This is a genomic window from Prauserella muralis (genome assembly GCF_003202285.1).
GTDB classification, from domain to species: domain Bacteria; phylum Actinomycetota; class Actinomycetes; order Mycobacteriales; family Pseudonocardiaceae; genus Prauserella_B; species Prauserella_B muralis.
On the sequence record NZ_MASW01000001.1, the window covers coordinates 232,055 to 248,117 of the forward strand.

Below are 16,063 nucleotides of genomic sequence, written 5' to 3' on the forward strand. Positions count from 1 at the left end.
CCGGCCGATGCCGACGCAGAGTATTAACCGTCCAATCGGTCAGTTACCAGGGACGGTCAGTGACGAGCAACGCCGCTTACGACATGTTCGCCGTGGACGCCGCCTCCAGGGCGCTCGGCATCGAGCTGCTCGAGGCCGGGGACGGCAGGGCGGCCGCCAGCATGCGCGTCACCGAGACCATGGTCAACGGCCACGACATCGCCCACGGCGGCTACGTGTTCCTGCTCGCCGACACCACTTTCGCGTGTGCGTGCAACAGCCACGGGCCCGTGACCGTCGCCGCGGGGGCGGAGATCTCGTTCGTCGCCTCGGCCCGGCTCGGCGACGTGCTGGTCGCCACCGCGGAGGAGCGCACGCGGTTCGGCCGCAACGGCATCTACGACGTCACCGTGCGCCGCGGCGACACCGTGGTGGCCGAGTTCCGCGGCCGCAGCCGCGTCATTGACAAGGAAGTCCGATGACCCATCTCGATCCCGCAGAACGCCTCAGCGTCGACGAGCTGCGCGCACTCCAGCTCGAACGTCTGCAGTGGACACTCCGGCACGCCTACAACAACGTGCCGTTCTACAAGCAGAAGTTCGCCGATGCGGGGGTGCACCCCGACGACTGCCGCACGCTGGACGACCTGGCGAAGTTCCCGTTCACCACCAAGCACGACCTGCGCGACAACTACCCGTTCGGGATGTTCGCCGTGCCGCAGGAGCAGGTGCGCCGCATCCACGCCTCCAGCGGCACCACGGGCCAGCCGACCGTCGTCGGCTACACCGAGACCGACCTCGACAACTGGGCCACGCTCATGGCCCGTTCCATCCGCGCGGCGGGCGGGCGGCCCGGCCACAAGGTGCACGTCGCGTACGGCTACGGACTGTTCACCGGCGGTCTCGGCGCGCACTACGGCGCGGAGAAGCTCGGCTGCACGGTGATCCCCGCCTCCGGCGGCATGACGGCGCGGCAGGTGCGCCTCATCACCGACTTCCGGCCGGAAGTGATCATGGTGACGCCGTCGTACATGCTCACGCTGCTCGACGAGTTCGAGCGCCAGGGCATCGACCCGCGCACCAGCTCGCTGAAGGTCGGCATCTTCGGCGCCGAGCCCTGGACCGAGCGGATGCGCGCCGAGATCGAGGAGCGCGCGGGCCTGGACGCGGTGGACATCTACGGGCTCTCCGAGGTGATGGGCCCCGGCGTCGCCCAGGAGTGCGTGGACACCAAGGACGGCCTGCACATCTGGGAGGACCACTTCCTGCCCGAGGTGATCGACCCGCTGGAGGGCACCGTCCTCGGCGACGGCGAGCACGGCGAGCTGGTGTTCACCTCGCTGACCAAGCAGGCGCTGCCGATCATCCGCTACCGCACGCGTGACCTGACCCGCCTCCAGCCCGGCAGTGCCCGCCCGGCGCACCGGAGGATGGAGAAGGTCACCGGCCGCAGCGACGACATGATCATCCTGCGCGGGGTCAACCTCTTCCCCACGCAGGTCGAGGAGATCGTGCTGCGCGTGCCAGGGCTGTCGCCGCACTTCCAGCTGGAGCTCACGAAGCGCGACCGGATGGACCATCTCACGGTGCACGTGGAAGCCGCCGACGGCACGCCTGCCGAGCGCAGGAAGGCCGCCGAGGCGGAGATCGCCGAGCAGGTCAAGGACGGCATCGGGGTCTCCGTGGCCGTCAACGTCGTCGACCCGGAGACGCTGGAGCGCTCGGTGGGCAAGATGCGCCGGGTGATCGACCGGCGCGGCGACTGAGATACTGCGACCCCATGAGCACCGCGCCGCAGGCCAGGACGACCCGCAGGGGCAGACCCGGCTACGACCTCGAGTCGGTGCTCCGGATCGCGGTCAAGCTGTTCAACGAGCGCGGGTACGACGGCACCAGCATGGAGGACCTCGCGCGCAGGCTCGGCATCACCAAGTCGGCCATCTACCACCACGTGCCCAGCAAGCAGGAGCTGCTGCGGCTCGCCGTCGACCGTGCCCTGGACGGCCTCTTCGCCGTCGCCGAGGAGGCCAAGGCCGTCGACGGCAGGGCCGTCGAGCAGCTGGAGTTCCTGGTGCGCGGCAGTGTCGGCGTGCTCGTGGAGCGGTTGCCGTTCGTGACGCTGCTGCTGCGCGTGCGCGGCAACACGAAGGTGGAGCGTTCGGCGCTCGCGCGCAGGCGTGAGTTCGACCGGATCGTGGCCGAGCTGGTGGCGCGTGCCGAGACCGAAGGCGACATCCGGCCGGACGTCGACCCGGCCGTCACGGCACGCCTGCTGTTCGGCATGGTGAACTCGCTGATCGAGTGGTACCGGCCGCGCAAGGGCGACACCGACATCGCCGACGTCGTCGCCAAGATCGCCTTCGACGGCATCCGCCTCCGTTCGTAACCCTCGCCCCAAGCTCCCCAATGCGGCATTCGCTCCACTGGATGGAGCGAATGCCGCATTCGCTCCGTTGAGTGGAACAAATGTGGCATTGGGGAGCTTTGTCACCGGCCGTGTCGCTACCCTTATCGACAGTGACACCCTCGGTAAGGTAAGACTTGCCTTACACAAAGCGCTTGCCGAGCCGAGGAGTCCTGTGACCGCCGCTCCGTCCGTGGCCGAGTCCGTCGGCGCATCCGTCTTCGACTGTGTCGGCAACACCCCCGTCGTGGCACTGCGCCGCCTGTTCCCCGATCCGGACGTCGAGGTCATCGCCAAGCTCGAGCTGATGAACCCGGGCGGCAGCATGAAGGACCGCACGGCCCGCTTCATCGTGGAGAGCGGTCTGCGCGACGGTTCCCTCGCACCCGGAAGCCACCTCGTCGAGAGCAGCTCCGGCAACTTCGGCATCGCGCTCGCCATGGCGGCGCGCGTGCACGGCCTGCGCTTCACCTGCGTGGTCGACCCGAAGACCACCAGCGCCAACCTCGCCATCCTGCGCAGCCTCGGCGTGGAGGTGGAGCAGGTCACCGAGGTCGACGAGGCGGGTGGCTACCTGCTCACCCGCATCCGCCGCGTCCAGGAGCTGCTCGCGGGCATCCCCGGAGCCATCTGGGTCAACCAGTACGCCAACGACCGCAACTGGCAGGCCTACTACCACGGCACCGGCGCCGAACTGGCCACGCAGCTCGTGCGGCCGCCGTCCTACCTGTTCGCCGCCGTCAGCACCACCGGCAGCATCCTCGGCTGCTCCCGGCGCCTCCGCGAGCGCTTCCCCGGCCTGCGCGTGGTCGCCGTCGACGCCGCCGGCTCGGTGATCTTCGGCGGAACGCCAGGCCGTCGCGAGATCCCCGGGATCGGCTCCAGCCGCGTGCCCGAACTGTGCAGGCCCGAAGAGGTGGACGAGGTGGTGCGCGTCGACGACGTGGACGCCGCCCTCGGCTGCCGCGAACTGCTGGCCAAGGAGGGCATCTTCGCGGGAGGCTCGACGGGCTCGGTCGTCGCCGCGATCGGCAGGGTGCTGCCGCGCCTGCCCCGGCCGTGCCGGCTGGTGGCGATCTTTCCCGACCGCGGCGACCGCTACCTCGACCTGGTCTACGACGACGACTGGCTGGCCGCCGCCCGCGCCCGCCGTGCCGACACCGGAGGAGAACCCCGTGCCTGACCCCAGCATCCTGTTCCTCACGCGCGGCGACGTCACCGCCGTCGGCGGCGCCCACTCCGACCTCTACGTCGAGGCCCTGCACGCCGCGCTCGTCGCGCACGCGCGGGGTGAGACCGTGCAGCCGCTCAAGCCGTACCTGCGCGTGGGCACGGGACACATCGCCGACCGGATCATCGCCATGCCCGCCCACGTGGGCGACCCCGGCATCTCCGGCCTCAAGTGGGTCGGCAGCAAGCACGACAATCCCGCGTCCGGGCTGGAGCGCGCGAGCGCCGTCGTGGTGCTCAACGACCCGGCGACGAACTACCCGATCGCCATCCTCGAAGGCGCGCTCATCAGCGCGTGGCGCACCGCCGCCGTCACCTGCCTCGCCGCGCGGCACCTCGCCCGCCCCGGCTTCACCGACGTCGCTCTCGTCGGCTGCGGCCTCATCGGCAGCACGCAGATCGCCGCGCTGCTCCAGCAGTTCGCCCACCTCGAGACCGTGCACGCCTTCGACCTCGACACCGAGGCCGCGCGGGCACTCGCCGAACGGTTCGCGGGCCAGGTCACGGTCCGCGTCGCGGAGAGCGCGGAGGACGCCGTGCGGGCGGGCGACGTCGTGGTGCCGTGCACGGTCACCGACACGCCGTACCTCGGCTACTCCTGGCTCAAGCCGGGCGCGTTCGTGGCCAACGTGTCCATCATGGACGTCCACAAGGACGTGTTCCTGCGCGCCGACAAGGTCGTCGTGGACGACTGGGAGCAGAGCAACCGCGAGAAGAAGATCATCAACCAGCTCGTGCTGGAAGGCTCGTTCTCGCGGGAGCAGCTGCACGCCGAGCTGGGCGAGGTTCTGGGCGGCACCCGGCCGGGCAGGGAGAGCGACGACGAGATCATCCTGCTGAACCCGATGGGCATGGCGGTGGAGGACATCGCGTGCGCCGCCGAGGTGTACCGGCGGGCCAGGGACCAGGGCGTCGGCACATGGCTCAGCCTGTACTGACGGACCGCGCCCTCGCCACCGAGGCGGTGATGCGCGACCTCGTGGACACGCTCATCCAGGAACGGCTGGGCGGCTTCGCCGACGGTGTACCGGAAGGCGACGGCTGGTACCGGGTCGGCGAGGTGCGGCTGCGCGTGCGCGACGGCGGCGCTCTGCAACGGCACCGCTTCGCGGGCGGGCCGGTGCTGCACGGCGACCGTGAGCTGTCCCCGGCCGGACTGCTGGAGCTGGTCGCCGGGGGCGAGCCGTACGCGGGCCAGGTGGCCGGCGACCTGCGGTGCGCCGTCGAGCATGCCGGCGTCGTGGCGCGCGGCACGGCCGTCCGGGTTCCGCACGGGATGCCGGCCGGGGAACGCCTCGCGGCGCTGCGCAACCGGCCGTTCCACCCCACCTCCCGCGCCGCCGTGGGCTGGAGCGCCGCCGAACTCGCCGAGTACGGCACCACCCGGGACACACCGCTGGGGCTGGACTGGGTGGCCGTGCGCGCCGACCGCCTGCGGTACGGCTCCGGACCGGGCTCCCACGAACTGGCGTCGCTGCTGCTCGGCGAGGCCGATCGCGAACGGGTCGAGGCCACCCTCGATCCCGGCTTCCGGTTGCTGCCCGTCCATCCGTGGCAGTTCGACCACGTGCTGCCGCGCGAGTTCGCCGCCGAACTGGCCGCCGGGGACGTCCGGCCGGTCGCGCGCGGCGTGGGCGAGTTCCGGCCCACCGCGTCGCTGCGCACGCTCGCCACGCGGCACCCGGCGCGGCACGTCAAGCTCCCGCTGGGCATCGCGACCCTCGGCGCCGCGCGCCTGCTGCCGCCGCGCTACCTGGACAACGGCGAGCGCGCCGAGCACACGATGCGCACGATCCTGCACCGGGACGCCGGCCTGGCCGCGCTGGTCGCCGTGTGCGACGAGCGAACGTGGTGTGGCTGGGCGGGCGACGAGTTCGCCGACCGGCCGGGCCAGCTGGCCGCTCAGGTCCGCACCTATCCCGCCGACGTGCTCGACGCCGTGCCGATGGCCGCCTTCGCCGTGCCCGGCACCGACCCCGGTGGCGATCCGGTGGCGTTCTTCCGGCGGGTGGCCGAGGGCTTCTGCGCGCTGGCGCTCGGCTTCCTGCGCTACGGCGTGCTGCCCGAGCTGCACGGGCAGAACGTGGCGGTCGTGCTCTCCGACGGTGCACCGGCGCGGTTCGTGCTGCGCGACCACGACACGCTGCGCGTCCATCCACAGTGGATGTGCGAGGCCGGTGTGGCCGACCCCGGTTACCGCGTCCGGCCGGGCGCGCCCCAGTCGCTGCGCATCGACGAGCCCGAGCGGCTCGTCGGCTACCTGCAGACACTGGGCCTGCAGGTGAATCTCTACGGGATCGCCGACGCGCTGTCCCGGCACCACGGCATCACGGAGGGGACACTGTGGCACCAGTTGCGCGCCGCGCTCACGGCCTGCCTCGACCGGATCCCGCTGCCGGAGGAGGTGCGCAGGCTGCTCCTGCACGCGCCGACGTGGCCGAGCAGACAGGTGCTCGGCCCGCTGCTGCGGCAGGGCCGCTCGGCGGGGGTGAGCATGCCCGCGAGCACCGGAGCGGTGCCGAACCCGCTGCTGCCGTGACGGCGCGCGCGCAGGCGCGGCGGCGGCTGCTCAACGCCTACCTGCGCGAAACCGGGATCCACGACGTGCCGCTCGGCGCGTTCGCCGTGCCGCTGCCCGCCACCGGACGGCGGCTCGTGGTCGACGTCCGGCACCGCTCCCCCACCGGCCACCACGACTACGGCGAGCACACCCAGCCGGGTCACGACGGGCTCGTCGCGGCGCTGCTGGCCGAGCTGGAGGCGAGCACCGGCAGCGCGGGCGCGGCCGAGCTCGCCGCGCAGATCGGCAACAGCGTCACCCGCACCGCCCGCTACCTGGCCCGGCCGCGATCCGCGCCGCCCGCCGAGCCGCAGGGGGCCACCCGGCACGCCGAGCAGTCCGTGCGGCTCGGCCACCCGTTCCACCCGACGCCGAAGAGCGCCGAAGGGTTCACCGACGCCGACCTCGCCCGGTACGCGCCCGAGCTGGGCGCGTCGTTCGTGCCGCACTACCTCGCCGTGGCGCGCGAGCTGGTGCGCGAGGTCCGCGTCGCGCCCGGTCAGTGGGTTCCGGACGAGGTGGCCGCGCAGGTTCCCGCCGGATACGAGGTGCTGCCCGCGCACCCGTGGCAGGTGAGGTACCTGCTGGCGCGGGCCGAGGTGTCCCGGCTCGTCGCGCGGGACGTACTGCGGCCGCTCGGCCCCCTCGGCCCGGCGGTCTACCCGACGTCGTCCGTGCGCACCGTGTGCGCCCCGGCGTCACCGACCTCGTGGAAGCTGCCGCTGCACGTACGCATCACCAACTTCCTCCGCAACAACCCCGCCGAGCACCTGCGGCGCGCCGCCGACGCGAGCGCCCTGCTGCCGCACCTGCCGCCGCACCCCGGTTTCGGCGTGCTGGCCGAGAGCGGGTACCGCACGATCGACGCCGACGAGTCCCTGGCCGCGGACGTCGCCGTGCTGTACCGGCAGAACCCGTTCGCCCACAACGGAGAGTCGCCACGGGTAGTGGCGGGCCTGCTGGACGATCAGGGGGAACTGCTGCTGGGACTCGTGGCCGGCGCGGGCGACGTCGAGGAGTGGCTGCGCCGCTACCTCGATCTCGCGCTGCGGCCGCTGCTGTCGCTGTTCGCCACCCACGGCGTCAGCTTCGAGGCGCACGTGCAGAACTCGCTGCTGTGCACGGACGGCGGCTGGCCCTCGCGGTTCTGGGTGCGCGACATGGAGGGCACGGCGGTGAGCCGCACGGGCGCCGCCGCCGCGCACGTCAATCCGGGCAGCCCGCTCCTGTACACCGAGGACGAGGCGCGGCTGCGGCTGCACTACCACGTGGTGACCAACCACCTCGGCCAGCTGCTGCACGTGCTCGGCAGGCACGGCGGTGCCGGGGAGGACCGCCTGTGGCGCCTCACCCGCGACCGGCTGGCCACCTGGCCGGAGGCCGCCGACCTGCTCGCCCGCCCGGCGCTGCCCGCCAAGGCCAACCTGCTGAGCCGGTTCACCGGACGCGGCGAGCGGCCCCTGTACGTCGACGTTCCCAACCCGCTGCGGGAGCTGCCATGAACCACGACCTCGTCCAGCGCGCACTGACCGGCCCCGGCTTCGAGGCGGTGCGGCGCAGGGTCATTCACCAGCTGGTGGAGTCGCTGCTCTACGAGGGCGTGCTGAGCGTCGAGGCCGCCCGCGCGGCCGGATATGCCATCACCGCGCGGCGGCGGGCCACGTTCGACCGGATCACCGTGGACGCGGTGACCCGCGACGGCGCCGAACCCGAATCGGTCACCCGGTTCCTCACCGACGTGGCGGGCGCACTCGACGCCGACCCGGCGTGCCTGACCCGGTTCGCCAGGGAGCTGGAGGAGACCGTGCTCAAGGACGCGCTCGCCCAGCACGTGCGCCGGGGCGCGCTCGCGGGACTGGACTTCGACACGCTGGAGGGCGCGATCACCGACGGGCACCGCTACCACCCCGCCTACAAGTCGCGTATCGGCTTCGACATCGACGACAACCTCGCCTACGGACCGGAGTTCGCGCGGCCCGTCCGTCCACTGTGGCTGGCCGCGCATCACTCGATCACGGAGGTCACCGGCGCAGGGGAACAAGCGCTGACACCCCTGACACCGCCACCCGGGTACACGGCGATCCCGGTGCACCCGTGGCAGTGGACCAACCACGTGGCGCGGGCGTTCGCCACCCAGCTGCGCACGGGCGAGCTCGTCGTTCTCGGCGAGGACCCGCACACGTTCACCGCGCAGCAGTCGATTCGCACCCTCTCCTGTGTGGACGATCCGGCACGGCCCTACCTGAAGCTGGCCATGTCGCTGGTCAACACGTCCACGAGCCGGGTGCTGGCACCGCATACCGTGCACAACGCGCCGCTGATCTCGGGCTGGCTGAAGGGCATCGCCGACAAGGACCCGTTCCTGCGCGACGAGCTGCGCACGGTACTGCTCGGGGAGGTACGGGGCACCGTCGTCACGCCGCCACCGGACCTCCTGGGGCAGGACACCTACGGCGCGCTGGCCTGTATCTGGAGGGAGAGCCTGCCGCCGCGTCTCGAGGACGGGGAGCGCGCGGTGCCGTTCACCGGGCTGACGGCGCGCGAGCCGGACGGCACGCCACTGATCGATCCCTGGGTCAGTACGCACGGCCTGAACCGGTGGGTGCGGCGGCTGGTCACGGCCGCCGTCGTGCCGGTGGTGCACCTGCTGTGCGCACACGGGATCGCGCTGGAGGCGCACGCGCAGAACATGGTGCTGCTGCACCGTCAGGGCCTGCCGACGCGGGTGGCACTGCGCGACTTCCACGACGGCGTGCGGTTCTCCAGGTCCCGCCTCGCGGAGCCCGAGCTGTGCCCGCCGCTGCGCGGAACGCCACCGCAGCACCAGAACCGCAACTCGTTCGTGGAGACCGACGACCCCGGCCTGGTTGCCGACTTCATGCTCGACGCGCACCTCTTCGTCAACGTCGGGGAGCTGGCGATCTTCCTCGCCGACGCCTACGGCCTCGCCGAACGCGACTTCTGGGACCTCGTCCGCGGCGGCGTCGAGTCCTATCTGGACCGTTTTCCGAATCCCCGGTTCGATGTGCGCAAGCCGGCCGTCGCCGTCGAGAAGCTCACCACGCGCAGGCTCCTGCCCGACACGGAGCTGCGCCTGCACGACGCGCCCAACCCACTGGCCCGCCATGCGTGAGCCGGTCTGCCGTTACGAGTACGACCTGGGCGCGCTGGCCCGGCACGTACGGGAGGTGGTCGCGGCGCTGCCCGCGCGGTGCCGCATGTTCTACGCGATGAAGGCCAACAGTGCCGCGCCGCTGCTGCGGACGCTGGCGCCGCTGGTGGCCGGGTTCGAGGTCGCCTCGGGTGGCGAGCTCGCCAAGGCGCGGGCGGCGGCGCCGGGCGCTCCCGTGCTGTTCGGGGGGCCCGCCAAGACCGACGCGGAGATCGCCGAAGCCCTCGACGAGGGCGTCGAACGCCTGCACGTCGAGAGCATCTTGGAGCTGCACCGGATCTCCGCGATCGCGGCCCGCGCGGGCCGGGTCGCCGACGTGCTGCTGCGGGTGAACCTCGCGGGCCCGTTTCCCGCCGCGACACTGGCGATGGCCGGGCGGCCGACGCAGTTCGGCATCGACGAACGGCTCGTCACCGAGGCCGTGGTCGCGGCGAAGGAGCTGCCCGGCCTCCGCCTGGCCGGGTTCCACCTGCACTCGCTGTCGAACAATCTCTCGCCCGAGGCGCACCTGGAGATGCTGGAGCTGTACCGGCGGACCGTGACCGGCTGGGAGGCCGAGTTCGGGCTGCGCTGCGACGTGGTCAACGTCGGCGGCGGCATCGGTGTGAACTACGCGGACCTGGCCGCGCAGTTCGACTGGGCCCGCTTCACCGACGGCCTGCGGAGACTTGTCGACACGTTCCCCGGGCACTGGCGCGAGATCGACTTCGAGTGCGGCCGGTTCCTCGTCGCCGCGTGCGGCAGCTATCTCACCGAGGTGCTGGACGTCAAACGCAACCACGGCCTCTGCTACGTCCTCGTGCGCGGTGGCACCCATCACTTCCGGCTGCCGGTGTCGTGGCAGCACAGTCACCCGTTCACGGTCCGGCCGGTCGAGGCGTGGCCACCGGGGCTGCCCCGGCCGGAGGCGCGCGGCGAGCCGGTGACGGTCGTCGGCGAGCTGTGCACCCCGAAGGACGTGCTGGCCCGCGACGTCGTGGTCGATCGGGTGCGGCCCGGTGATGTGCTGGAGTTCGCGTACGCGGGCGCCTACGGTTGGGAGATCTCCCACCACGACTTCCTCAGCCATCCGCACCCCGAGCAGGTGTTCGTCTAGGCTCGCGCCCATGCCGGACACGCAGTACGAGGCCCTGCTCAGCCATGTGCTCGACACGGGCACCCGCAAAGCCGACCGCACCGGCACAGGCACGCGGTCGATCTTCGGACACCAGCTCCGCTACCGGCTGGCCGACGGGTTCCCGCTGATCACGACGAAGAAGGTCCACTTCCGTTCGGTCGCCTACGAGCTGCTGTGGTTCCTGCGCGGCGACGCGAACGTCACGTGGCTGCGCGAGCACGGCGTCACGATCTGGGACGAGTGGGCGGCGCCGGACGGCGACCTCGGCCCGGTCTACGGCGTGCAGTGGCGGTCGTGGCCGGCCCCGGACGGCGGGCACATCGACCAGATCAGCGAGGTGCTGCGCACCCTGCGCGAGAACCCCGACTCCCGGCGGATCGTCGTGTCCGCGTGGAACGTCGCCGACATCCCGCGCATGGCGCTACCGCCGTGCCACGCGTTCTTCCAGTTCTACGTCGCCGACGGCGCGCTGTCCTGCCAGCTGTACCAGCGCAGCGCCGACCTGTTCCTCGGCGTGCCGTTCAACATCGCGAGCTACGCGCTGCTGACACACATGATCGCCGAACAGGTGGGCCTCGGCGTGGGCGACTTCATCTGGACCGGCGGCGACTGCCACATCTACGACAACCACACCGACCAGGTGCGCACGCAGCTCGCCCGCGAGGCGCGGCCGTTTCCCACGCTGAGCCTCACACCGGCGCCGAGCCTGTTCGACTACACCTACGAGCACATCGCGCTCGACGGCTACGATCCCCACCCCGGCATCAAGGCACCGGTGGCGGTGTGATCGGGCTCGTCTGGGCGCAGTCCGCGAACGGTGTCATCGGCCGCGACGGCGCGCTGCCGTGGCACCTGCCGGAGGACCTGAAGCACTTCCGCACGCTGACCGCGGGCGCCACCGTGCTCATGGGCCGCCGTACCTGGGCGTCGCTGCCGCCCCGGTTCCGGCCGCTGCCCGGCAGGCGCAACCTCGTGCTGTCCCGCACCCCGCAGGACGGCGTGGAGACGTTTCCCGACCTGACGCGAGCGCTGGCCACGGCGTCCGGAGACGTGTGGGTGATCGGCGGGGCGGCCGTGTACCGGGCGGCGCTGCCGCTGGCGGACCGCATCGTGGTCACCGACATCCGCGAGTGCTTCGACGGCGACACGCACGCGCCGGACGTCGGCCGCCCGCCGGACTCGGTTGGCGCCTGGCAGGAGTCGTCGACCGGGCTGCACTACCGGTTCCTGACCTGGCACTGAGGCCGGGAACTCCCCGGCCTCACGGCCCTGCCTCGACGGTCGCCCCGTCGAGCAGATCGGTGACCAGCCCGGCCAGCGCGGGCCACACGCCGGGCACGAGCACCACGGCAAGCACCGAGAACACGGGGAACACCAGCCCGTTCTCGACGCCCTTGCCGGTGCGGAAGCGCAGCAGCGACGGCGGGCGCAGCTCGTACCAGGTCTCACCGGCGATCGGCAGCGGGAACAGGAACGGGCAGCCGGACTCGGTGAGCGCGTCGCCGAGGCAGTGGGTGAAGCAGCCGAGACCGACGGCGATCCCGAGCAACCCCGTGACGGCGTCCAGCTGGCCGAGCGCGCCCGGGTTGTTCTCGTACACCCACCACACCACCGCGCCGCCCGCCACGGGCAGCAGCCAGTCGCCGAGCGCGTCCTCGGCGAGCAGCAGCCCGAGCAGCACGACACCGGCCACCGCCCACGGCCCGCCCGCCTCGGTGCCCGCCGCGGCGGCGGCGCCGAGTGCGACGGCGAACAGCAGCGTGTGGGACAGGTGCCGGTGCGTGCCCGTGCAGTCCTCGTCCCGGGGACCCTTCGTCACCGCGTACAGCCCCGCCGAGGCCTTGCGCAGCAGCCAGGACAGGCCGCCCGTCAGCGGACCGAGCAACGTCGACGCCCGCGCTCCCGGATGGTCGAGGTCGGGCAGCAGGGCGTAGCCCGCCGTCGTCGCCGCGAACACCACCGCCTGCGCGAGGGTGTTCACCCCGACGAGCGGGGCGACGGCCAGTCCTGCGCACCAGCCGGTGAGCGCGTGCGTGCGGCCCATCATCGGTGGGGAGCCCTCCTCCAAGATCGACAACGGCGACCGCGACAGTCTCCAGCACCCCACCGACAACCCGGCCCAAGGCTCCCCAATGTGGCATTCGCTCCACTCAACGGAACCAATGCGGCATTCGCTCCATCCAGTGGAACCAATGCCGCATTGGGGAGCTTGCGGCGACCCCTACGAAAGTCGGGAATTTCGCCCATCATCACCCGAATGTGAAACGTTTGTGAGGTCCGTGGTGATGGTTCGGACACGCGCAGGCGGGAGGTTCAGGTAGTGGGTAAGAGACAGTGGTCGGGACGCGCAGGCGTCCTGGCGCTCATCACCGCCGTCGGAGCACTGGGACTCGGTGCGCCGCAGGCGGTCGCGCAGGAGCCGGAGCCGCCGCGGCCCGGCGACGAGCGGCACCTCGATCAGCAGGATCGTCAGCTGCTCCAGCAGGCCGAGCGGCGGGGCGAGTCGACAGTCACCCTGCTCGTCGCGGCGCAGCGAGGGCGCGCCGGCGCCGCAGCGGGTGAGCTGGCCTCCATCGGCGGCGTGGTGCAGTCCACGGACCGCAAGCTCGACTACCTGAAGGTCACCGTGCCCATCGGCGAGGCGGAGCGGGCACCGAAGCTCCGCTCGGTGGACGCGGTGGACGTCGACGGGCTCATCAAGCGCGACGAGCCCGCTCCCGTCGGCGCGTCCGACCCCCTGCCGCAGCCCGCTCCCGACGAGGACACGCCGCGGGTCAACCCCTACCTGCCCACGGGCGACACCAAGGCGGCGCAGTTCGGCAGGACCTTCCCGTTCTGGGACGGCAGGGGCACGACGATCGCGGTGCTGGACACCGGTGTCGACCTCGACCACCCGGCGCTGGCCAGGACCAGCACCGGAGAGCGCAAGATCGTCGACTTCTACACCGCCAACTCGCCGACGTCCGGCGACGGCACGTGGGTCGGCATGTCGGAGGAGACGTTCGCCGGTTCGTTCTCGGCTGGGGGTCGGGAATGGACCGCGCCGGAGCAGGGCTCCTACTCGTTCGGCCTGTTCACCGAGGTCGCCGGTGACCTCGGCACCGCGGCGAGCGACACCGGCGGGGACCTCAACCGCGACGGCGACCGCACCGACCGCTGGGGCGTGCTGCAGGACACCGCGTCCAAGCAGGTGCGCGTCGACCTCGACGGCGACGGCGACTTCACCGACGAGCAGCCGATGATCGACTACGCCGTCAACCACGACGTCGGTCACTTCGGCGTGGACGACCCGGCGACCGGTGTCGCCGAGCGCGTCCCGTTCGTCGTGCAGACCGACCGCCAGGGCTACGTCAACATCGGCATCGCGGGCGCGGCACACGGCTCGCACGTCGCGGGCATCGCCGCAGGCAACGACCTCTTCGGCGGTGCCATGGACGGCGCGGCGCCCGGCGCGAAGCTGATGTCGGTGAAGGTCTGCCTCTCCACCCCGTCGTGCACGGCGAGCGGGCTGATCGACGGCGTGATCTACGCCGCCGAGAACGGCGCCGACGTCGTCAACATCTCCATCGGCGGTCTGCCCGCGCTCAACGACGGCAACAACGCCCGCGCCGAGCTGTACAACCGGGTCATCGAGACCTTCAACGTGCAGCTGTTCATCTCCGCGGGCAACAGCGGCGCGGGCGCCAACTCGGTCGGCGACCCCTCCGTGGCCACCGACGCGGTGAGCGTCGGCTCCTACATCACCGACGACACGTGGCTGTCCAACTACGGCTCCGAGTCGCCGGTGGCGGAGTCGCTGCACCCGTTCTCGTCGCGCGGGCCGAGGGAGGACGGCGGGTTCAAGCCGAACCTCGTCGCACCCGGCGCGGCCGTCTCCACGATCCCACGCTGGCAGGCGGGCGAGCCGGTGCCCGGCACCTACGAGCTGCCCGCGGGCTACGGCATGTTCAACGGCACCTCGATGGCGGCGCCGCAGGCGACCGGCGCGGCCGCACTGCTGGTGAGCGCCTACAAGGGCCTGCACAGGGGCGAGCGGCCCTCGGTGGCGTCGCTGCGCTCGGCGATGTCGTCCACGGCACGCTTCGTCGAGGGCATCTCCGCCAACGCGCAGGGCGCGGGCCTGATCGACACCTTCCGCGCGCTGGTCGCGCTGCGGGGTGACCGGCACGACGCGGTCACCACGTCCGTGCCCGTGGACACCGTCCTCTCCGGACAACTGCGGACGCCGCACACGGGCGTGGGCATCCACGACCGCGAGGGCGTCACCGTCGGCGAGGCCTACACCCGCACCTACACCCTCACCAGGACCACCGGCGCCGACCGGCCCGTGCGGTACCGGGCGAGCTGGGTCGGCAACGACGGCACGTTCTCCTCGCCCCGTACGGTGCGGCTGCCGCTGAACCAGCCGGTGACGTTCGACGTGCGGATCAGCCCCCGCACGCCGGGCACGCACTCGGCGCTGCTGCGGCTCGACGACGTGCGCACTCCCGGCATCGACGTGCTCACGATGAACACCGTCTTCGCGCCGCACGAGTTCACGCAGACGGGCGGCTACGAGGTGCAGGCCTCGGGCACCGTCCAGCGCAACCAGACCACCAGCGTGTTCGTGCGGGTACCGGAGGGTGCGAGCTCGCTGCGGATCGACCTCGCCGCGGGCGGGCCGGAGCCGGGCGCGGGCCAGGTGCGGTTCCTGCGCTACGACCCGACGGGCGTGCCCGTGGACCCGACGTCCACCGTGTACTGCTACAACCCGGACGCGGGCGGTGGCTGCCCCACCGGCTCACCGTCGAGCCGGACGGCGACCGACCCGATGCCCGGTGTGTGGGAGATCGTGATCGAGTCGCGGCGCACATCCGACGCGCCGTCCTCGGACTGGTCGCTCACGGCGTCGGTGCAGGGCACCGAGATCACCCCGAACCCGGACGTGATCGCCTCGGCGACGCAAGGCGAGGCCGTCGCCCGCGAGTACACGGTCACCAGCACACTCGGCGCGTTCACCGGCAGGCTCACCGGCGGGCCGCTCGACAGTGCCCGCGTCGACCGGCCCAGCATCGGCGAGGGTGAGGCGCGGACGTACGACATCGAGGTGAAACCGGGCGCGACCGCGCTGACGGCCACCATCGGCAACACCTCCGACGGTGGCGCCGACCTCGACCTCTACGTCTACAACTGCACGAGCGGCTCGTGCGGCCTTGCCGGCTACAGCGCCGACGGCGACTCGGAGGAGTCGGTGACCGTCGCCAACCCGGCGGCGGGCACCTGGCGGGTGGAGATCGACGGCTACGCGGTGCCCTCGGGCAGCACGGAGTTCGACTACCTCGACACCTACGCCGCGCCCGGCCTCGGTGCGATCGAGGTCAGCGACACCGACGCCGCCCGCCCGAGCGGCACGACGTGGACGGTGCCCGCGACGGTCACGGCGGGCGCGCAGCCCGGCGACGGCCGGGTGCTGCGCGGCCTGGTGACCGTGCGGACCACGGAGAACACGCGGGTCGGCACGGGGGTCGTGATCGTCGAGTCGGTCTCCTAGGTCGTGTCCGATAATCCTCAACGGGATTGTCGGACGCGGCCCAGGTGACTCGGGCCGCCTGATCGGGTAGAC

13 protein-coding genes are annotated in these 16,063 nt (G+C 72.0%); 12 read left to right on the forward strand and 1 reads right to left on the reverse strand.

Annotation, left to right across the window (positions count from 1 at the left end; genetic code table 11):
• Positions 1-83 precede the first annotated feature (83 nt).
• From paaI to BAY60_RS02010, 11 genes are all read left to right on the forward strand, one after another.
• Positions 84-461 carry a hydroxyphenylacetyl-CoA thioesterase PaaI gene (gene paaI / locus BAY60_RS01960; RefSeq protein WP_112279095.1) on the forward strand — a complete coding sequence of 126 codons (378 nt, stop codon included), beginning with the start codon at positions 84-86 and terminating at the stop codon, positions 459-461.
• Entirely contained in the window at positions 458-1,744 is a 1,287-nt protein-coding gene (gene paaK, locus BAY60_RS01965; RefSeq protein ID WP_112279096.1) for a phenylacetate--CoA ligase PaaK, read from the forward strand. Before paaI ends, paaK begins: the two co-directional genes overlap by 4 nt.
• A 14-nt stretch (positions 1,745-1,758) precedes the next feature.
• On the forward strand, positions 1,759-2,364 hold the full coding sequence (locus BAY60_RS01970) for a TetR/AcrR family transcriptional regulator (RefSeq protein WP_112279097.1): 606 nt from the start codon (positions 1,759-1,761) through the stop codon (positions 2,362-2,364).
• 193 nt (positions 2,365-2,557) lie between these two features.
• Positions 2,558-3,565 carry a 2,3-diaminopropionate biosynthesis protein SbnA gene (gene sbnA / locus BAY60_RS01975; protein WP_112279098.1) on the forward strand — a complete coding sequence of 336 codons (1,008 nt, stop codon included), beginning with the start codon at positions 2,558-2,560 and terminating at the stop codon, positions 3,563-3,565.
• A complete protein-coding gene (gene sbnB / locus BAY60_RS01980) occupies positions 3,558-4,550 on the forward strand; it encodes a 2,3-diaminopropionate biosynthesis protein SbnB (protein ID WP_112279099.1) in 993 nt (330 codons plus the stop codon). Before sbnA ends, sbnB begins: the two co-directional genes overlap by 8 nt.
• Positions 4,532-6,151 carry an IucA/IucC family protein gene (locus BAY60_RS01985; protein ID WP_112279100.1) on the forward strand — a complete coding sequence of 540 codons (1,620 nt, stop codon included), beginning with the start codon at positions 4,532-4,534 and terminating at the stop codon, positions 6,149-6,151. The genes sbnB and BAY60_RS01985 overlap by 19 nt, the downstream gene beginning before the upstream one ends.
• Positions 6,148-7,674, forward strand: a complete 1,527-nt coding sequence (locus tag BAY60_RS01990; protein WP_112279101.1) for an IucA/IucC family protein — start codon at positions 6,148-6,150, stop codon at positions 7,672-7,674. The genes BAY60_RS01985 and BAY60_RS01990 overlap by 4 nt, the downstream gene beginning before the upstream one ends.
• Positions 7,671-9,305 carry an IucA/IucC family protein gene (locus tag BAY60_RS01995; RefSeq protein ID WP_112279102.1) on the forward strand — a complete coding sequence of 545 codons (1,635 nt, stop codon included), beginning with the start codon at positions 7,671-7,673 and terminating at the stop codon, positions 9,303-9,305. Before BAY60_RS01990 ends, BAY60_RS01995 begins: the two co-directional genes overlap by 4 nt.
• Positions 9,298-10,440 (forward strand): type III PLP-dependent enzyme, encoded by a 1,143-nt coding sequence (locus tag BAY60_RS02000; RefSeq protein WP_112279103.1) that lies wholly within the window; start codon positions 9,298-9,300, stop codon positions 10,438-10,440. The genes BAY60_RS01995 and BAY60_RS02000 overlap by 8 nt, the downstream gene beginning before the upstream one ends.
• Before the next feature lie 10 nt (positions 10,441-10,450).
• A complete protein-coding gene (locus tag BAY60_RS02005) occupies positions 10,451-11,248 on the forward strand; it encodes a thymidylate synthase (protein WP_112279104.1) in 798 nt (265 codons plus the stop codon).
• Positions 11,245-11,703, forward strand: coding sequence for a dihydrofolate reductase (locus tag BAY60_RS02010; RefSeq protein WP_112279105.1), 459 nt, complete (start codon positions 11,245-11,247; stop codon positions 11,701-11,703). The genes BAY60_RS02005 and BAY60_RS02010 overlap by 4 nt, the downstream gene beginning before the upstream one ends.
• A 19-nt stretch (positions 11,704-11,722) precedes the next feature.
• On the opposite strand, the gene BAY60_RS02015 is transcribed toward BAY60_RS02010, so the two are convergent.
• Positions 11,723-12,508 (reverse strand): metal-dependent hydrolase, encoded by a 786-nt coding sequence (locus tag BAY60_RS02015; RefSeq protein ID WP_112279106.1) that lies wholly within the window; start codon positions 12,506-12,508, stop codon positions 11,723-11,725.
• Between the two features lie 273 nt (positions 12,509-12,781).
• Between BAY60_RS02015 and BAY60_RS02020 the strand changes: the two genes are divergently transcribed.
• Positions 12,782-15,991 (forward strand): S8 family serine peptidase, encoded by a 3,210-nt coding sequence (locus tag BAY60_RS02020; protein ID WP_112279107.1) that lies wholly within the window; start codon positions 12,782-12,784, stop codon positions 15,989-15,991.
• Positions 15,992-16,063 lie beyond the last annotated feature (72 nt).

What these genes read in the sequence shown, in the direction of transcription:
- paaI (WP_112279095.1), top strand. Translation starts at nt 84, where the DNA reads ATGTTCGCCGTGGACGCCGCCTCCAGGGCGCTCGGCATCGAGCTGCTC.
- paaK (WP_112279096.1), top strand. Translation starts at nt 458, where the DNA reads ATGACCCATCTCGATCCCGCAGAACGCCTCAGCGTCGACGAGCTGCGC.
- BAY60_RS01970 (WP_112279097.1), top strand. Translation starts at nt 1,759, where the DNA reads ATGAGCACCGCGCCGCAGGCCAGGACGACCCGCAGGGGCAGACCCGGC.
- BAY60_RS01985 (WP_112279100.1), top strand. Translation starts at nt 4,532, where the DNA reads ATGGCTCAGCCTGTACTGACGGACCGCGCCCTCGCCACCGAGGCGGTG.
- BAY60_RS01995 (WP_112279102.1), top strand. Translation starts at nt 7,671, where the DNA reads ATGAACCACGACCTCGTCCAGCGCGCACTGACCGGCCCCGGCTTCGAG.
- BAY60_RS02000 (WP_112279103.1), top strand. Translation starts at nt 9,298, where the DNA reads ATGCGTGAGCCGGTCTGCCGTTACGAGTACGACCTGGGCGCGCTGGCC.
- BAY60_RS02005 (WP_112279104.1), top strand. Translation starts at nt 10,451, where the DNA reads ATGCCGGACACGCAGTACGAGGCCCTGCTCAGCCATGTGCTCGACACG.
- BAY60_RS02015 (WP_112279106.1), bottom strand. Translation starts at nt 12,508, where the DNA reads ATGATGGGCCGCACGCACGCGCTCACCGGCTGGTGCGCAGGACTGGCC.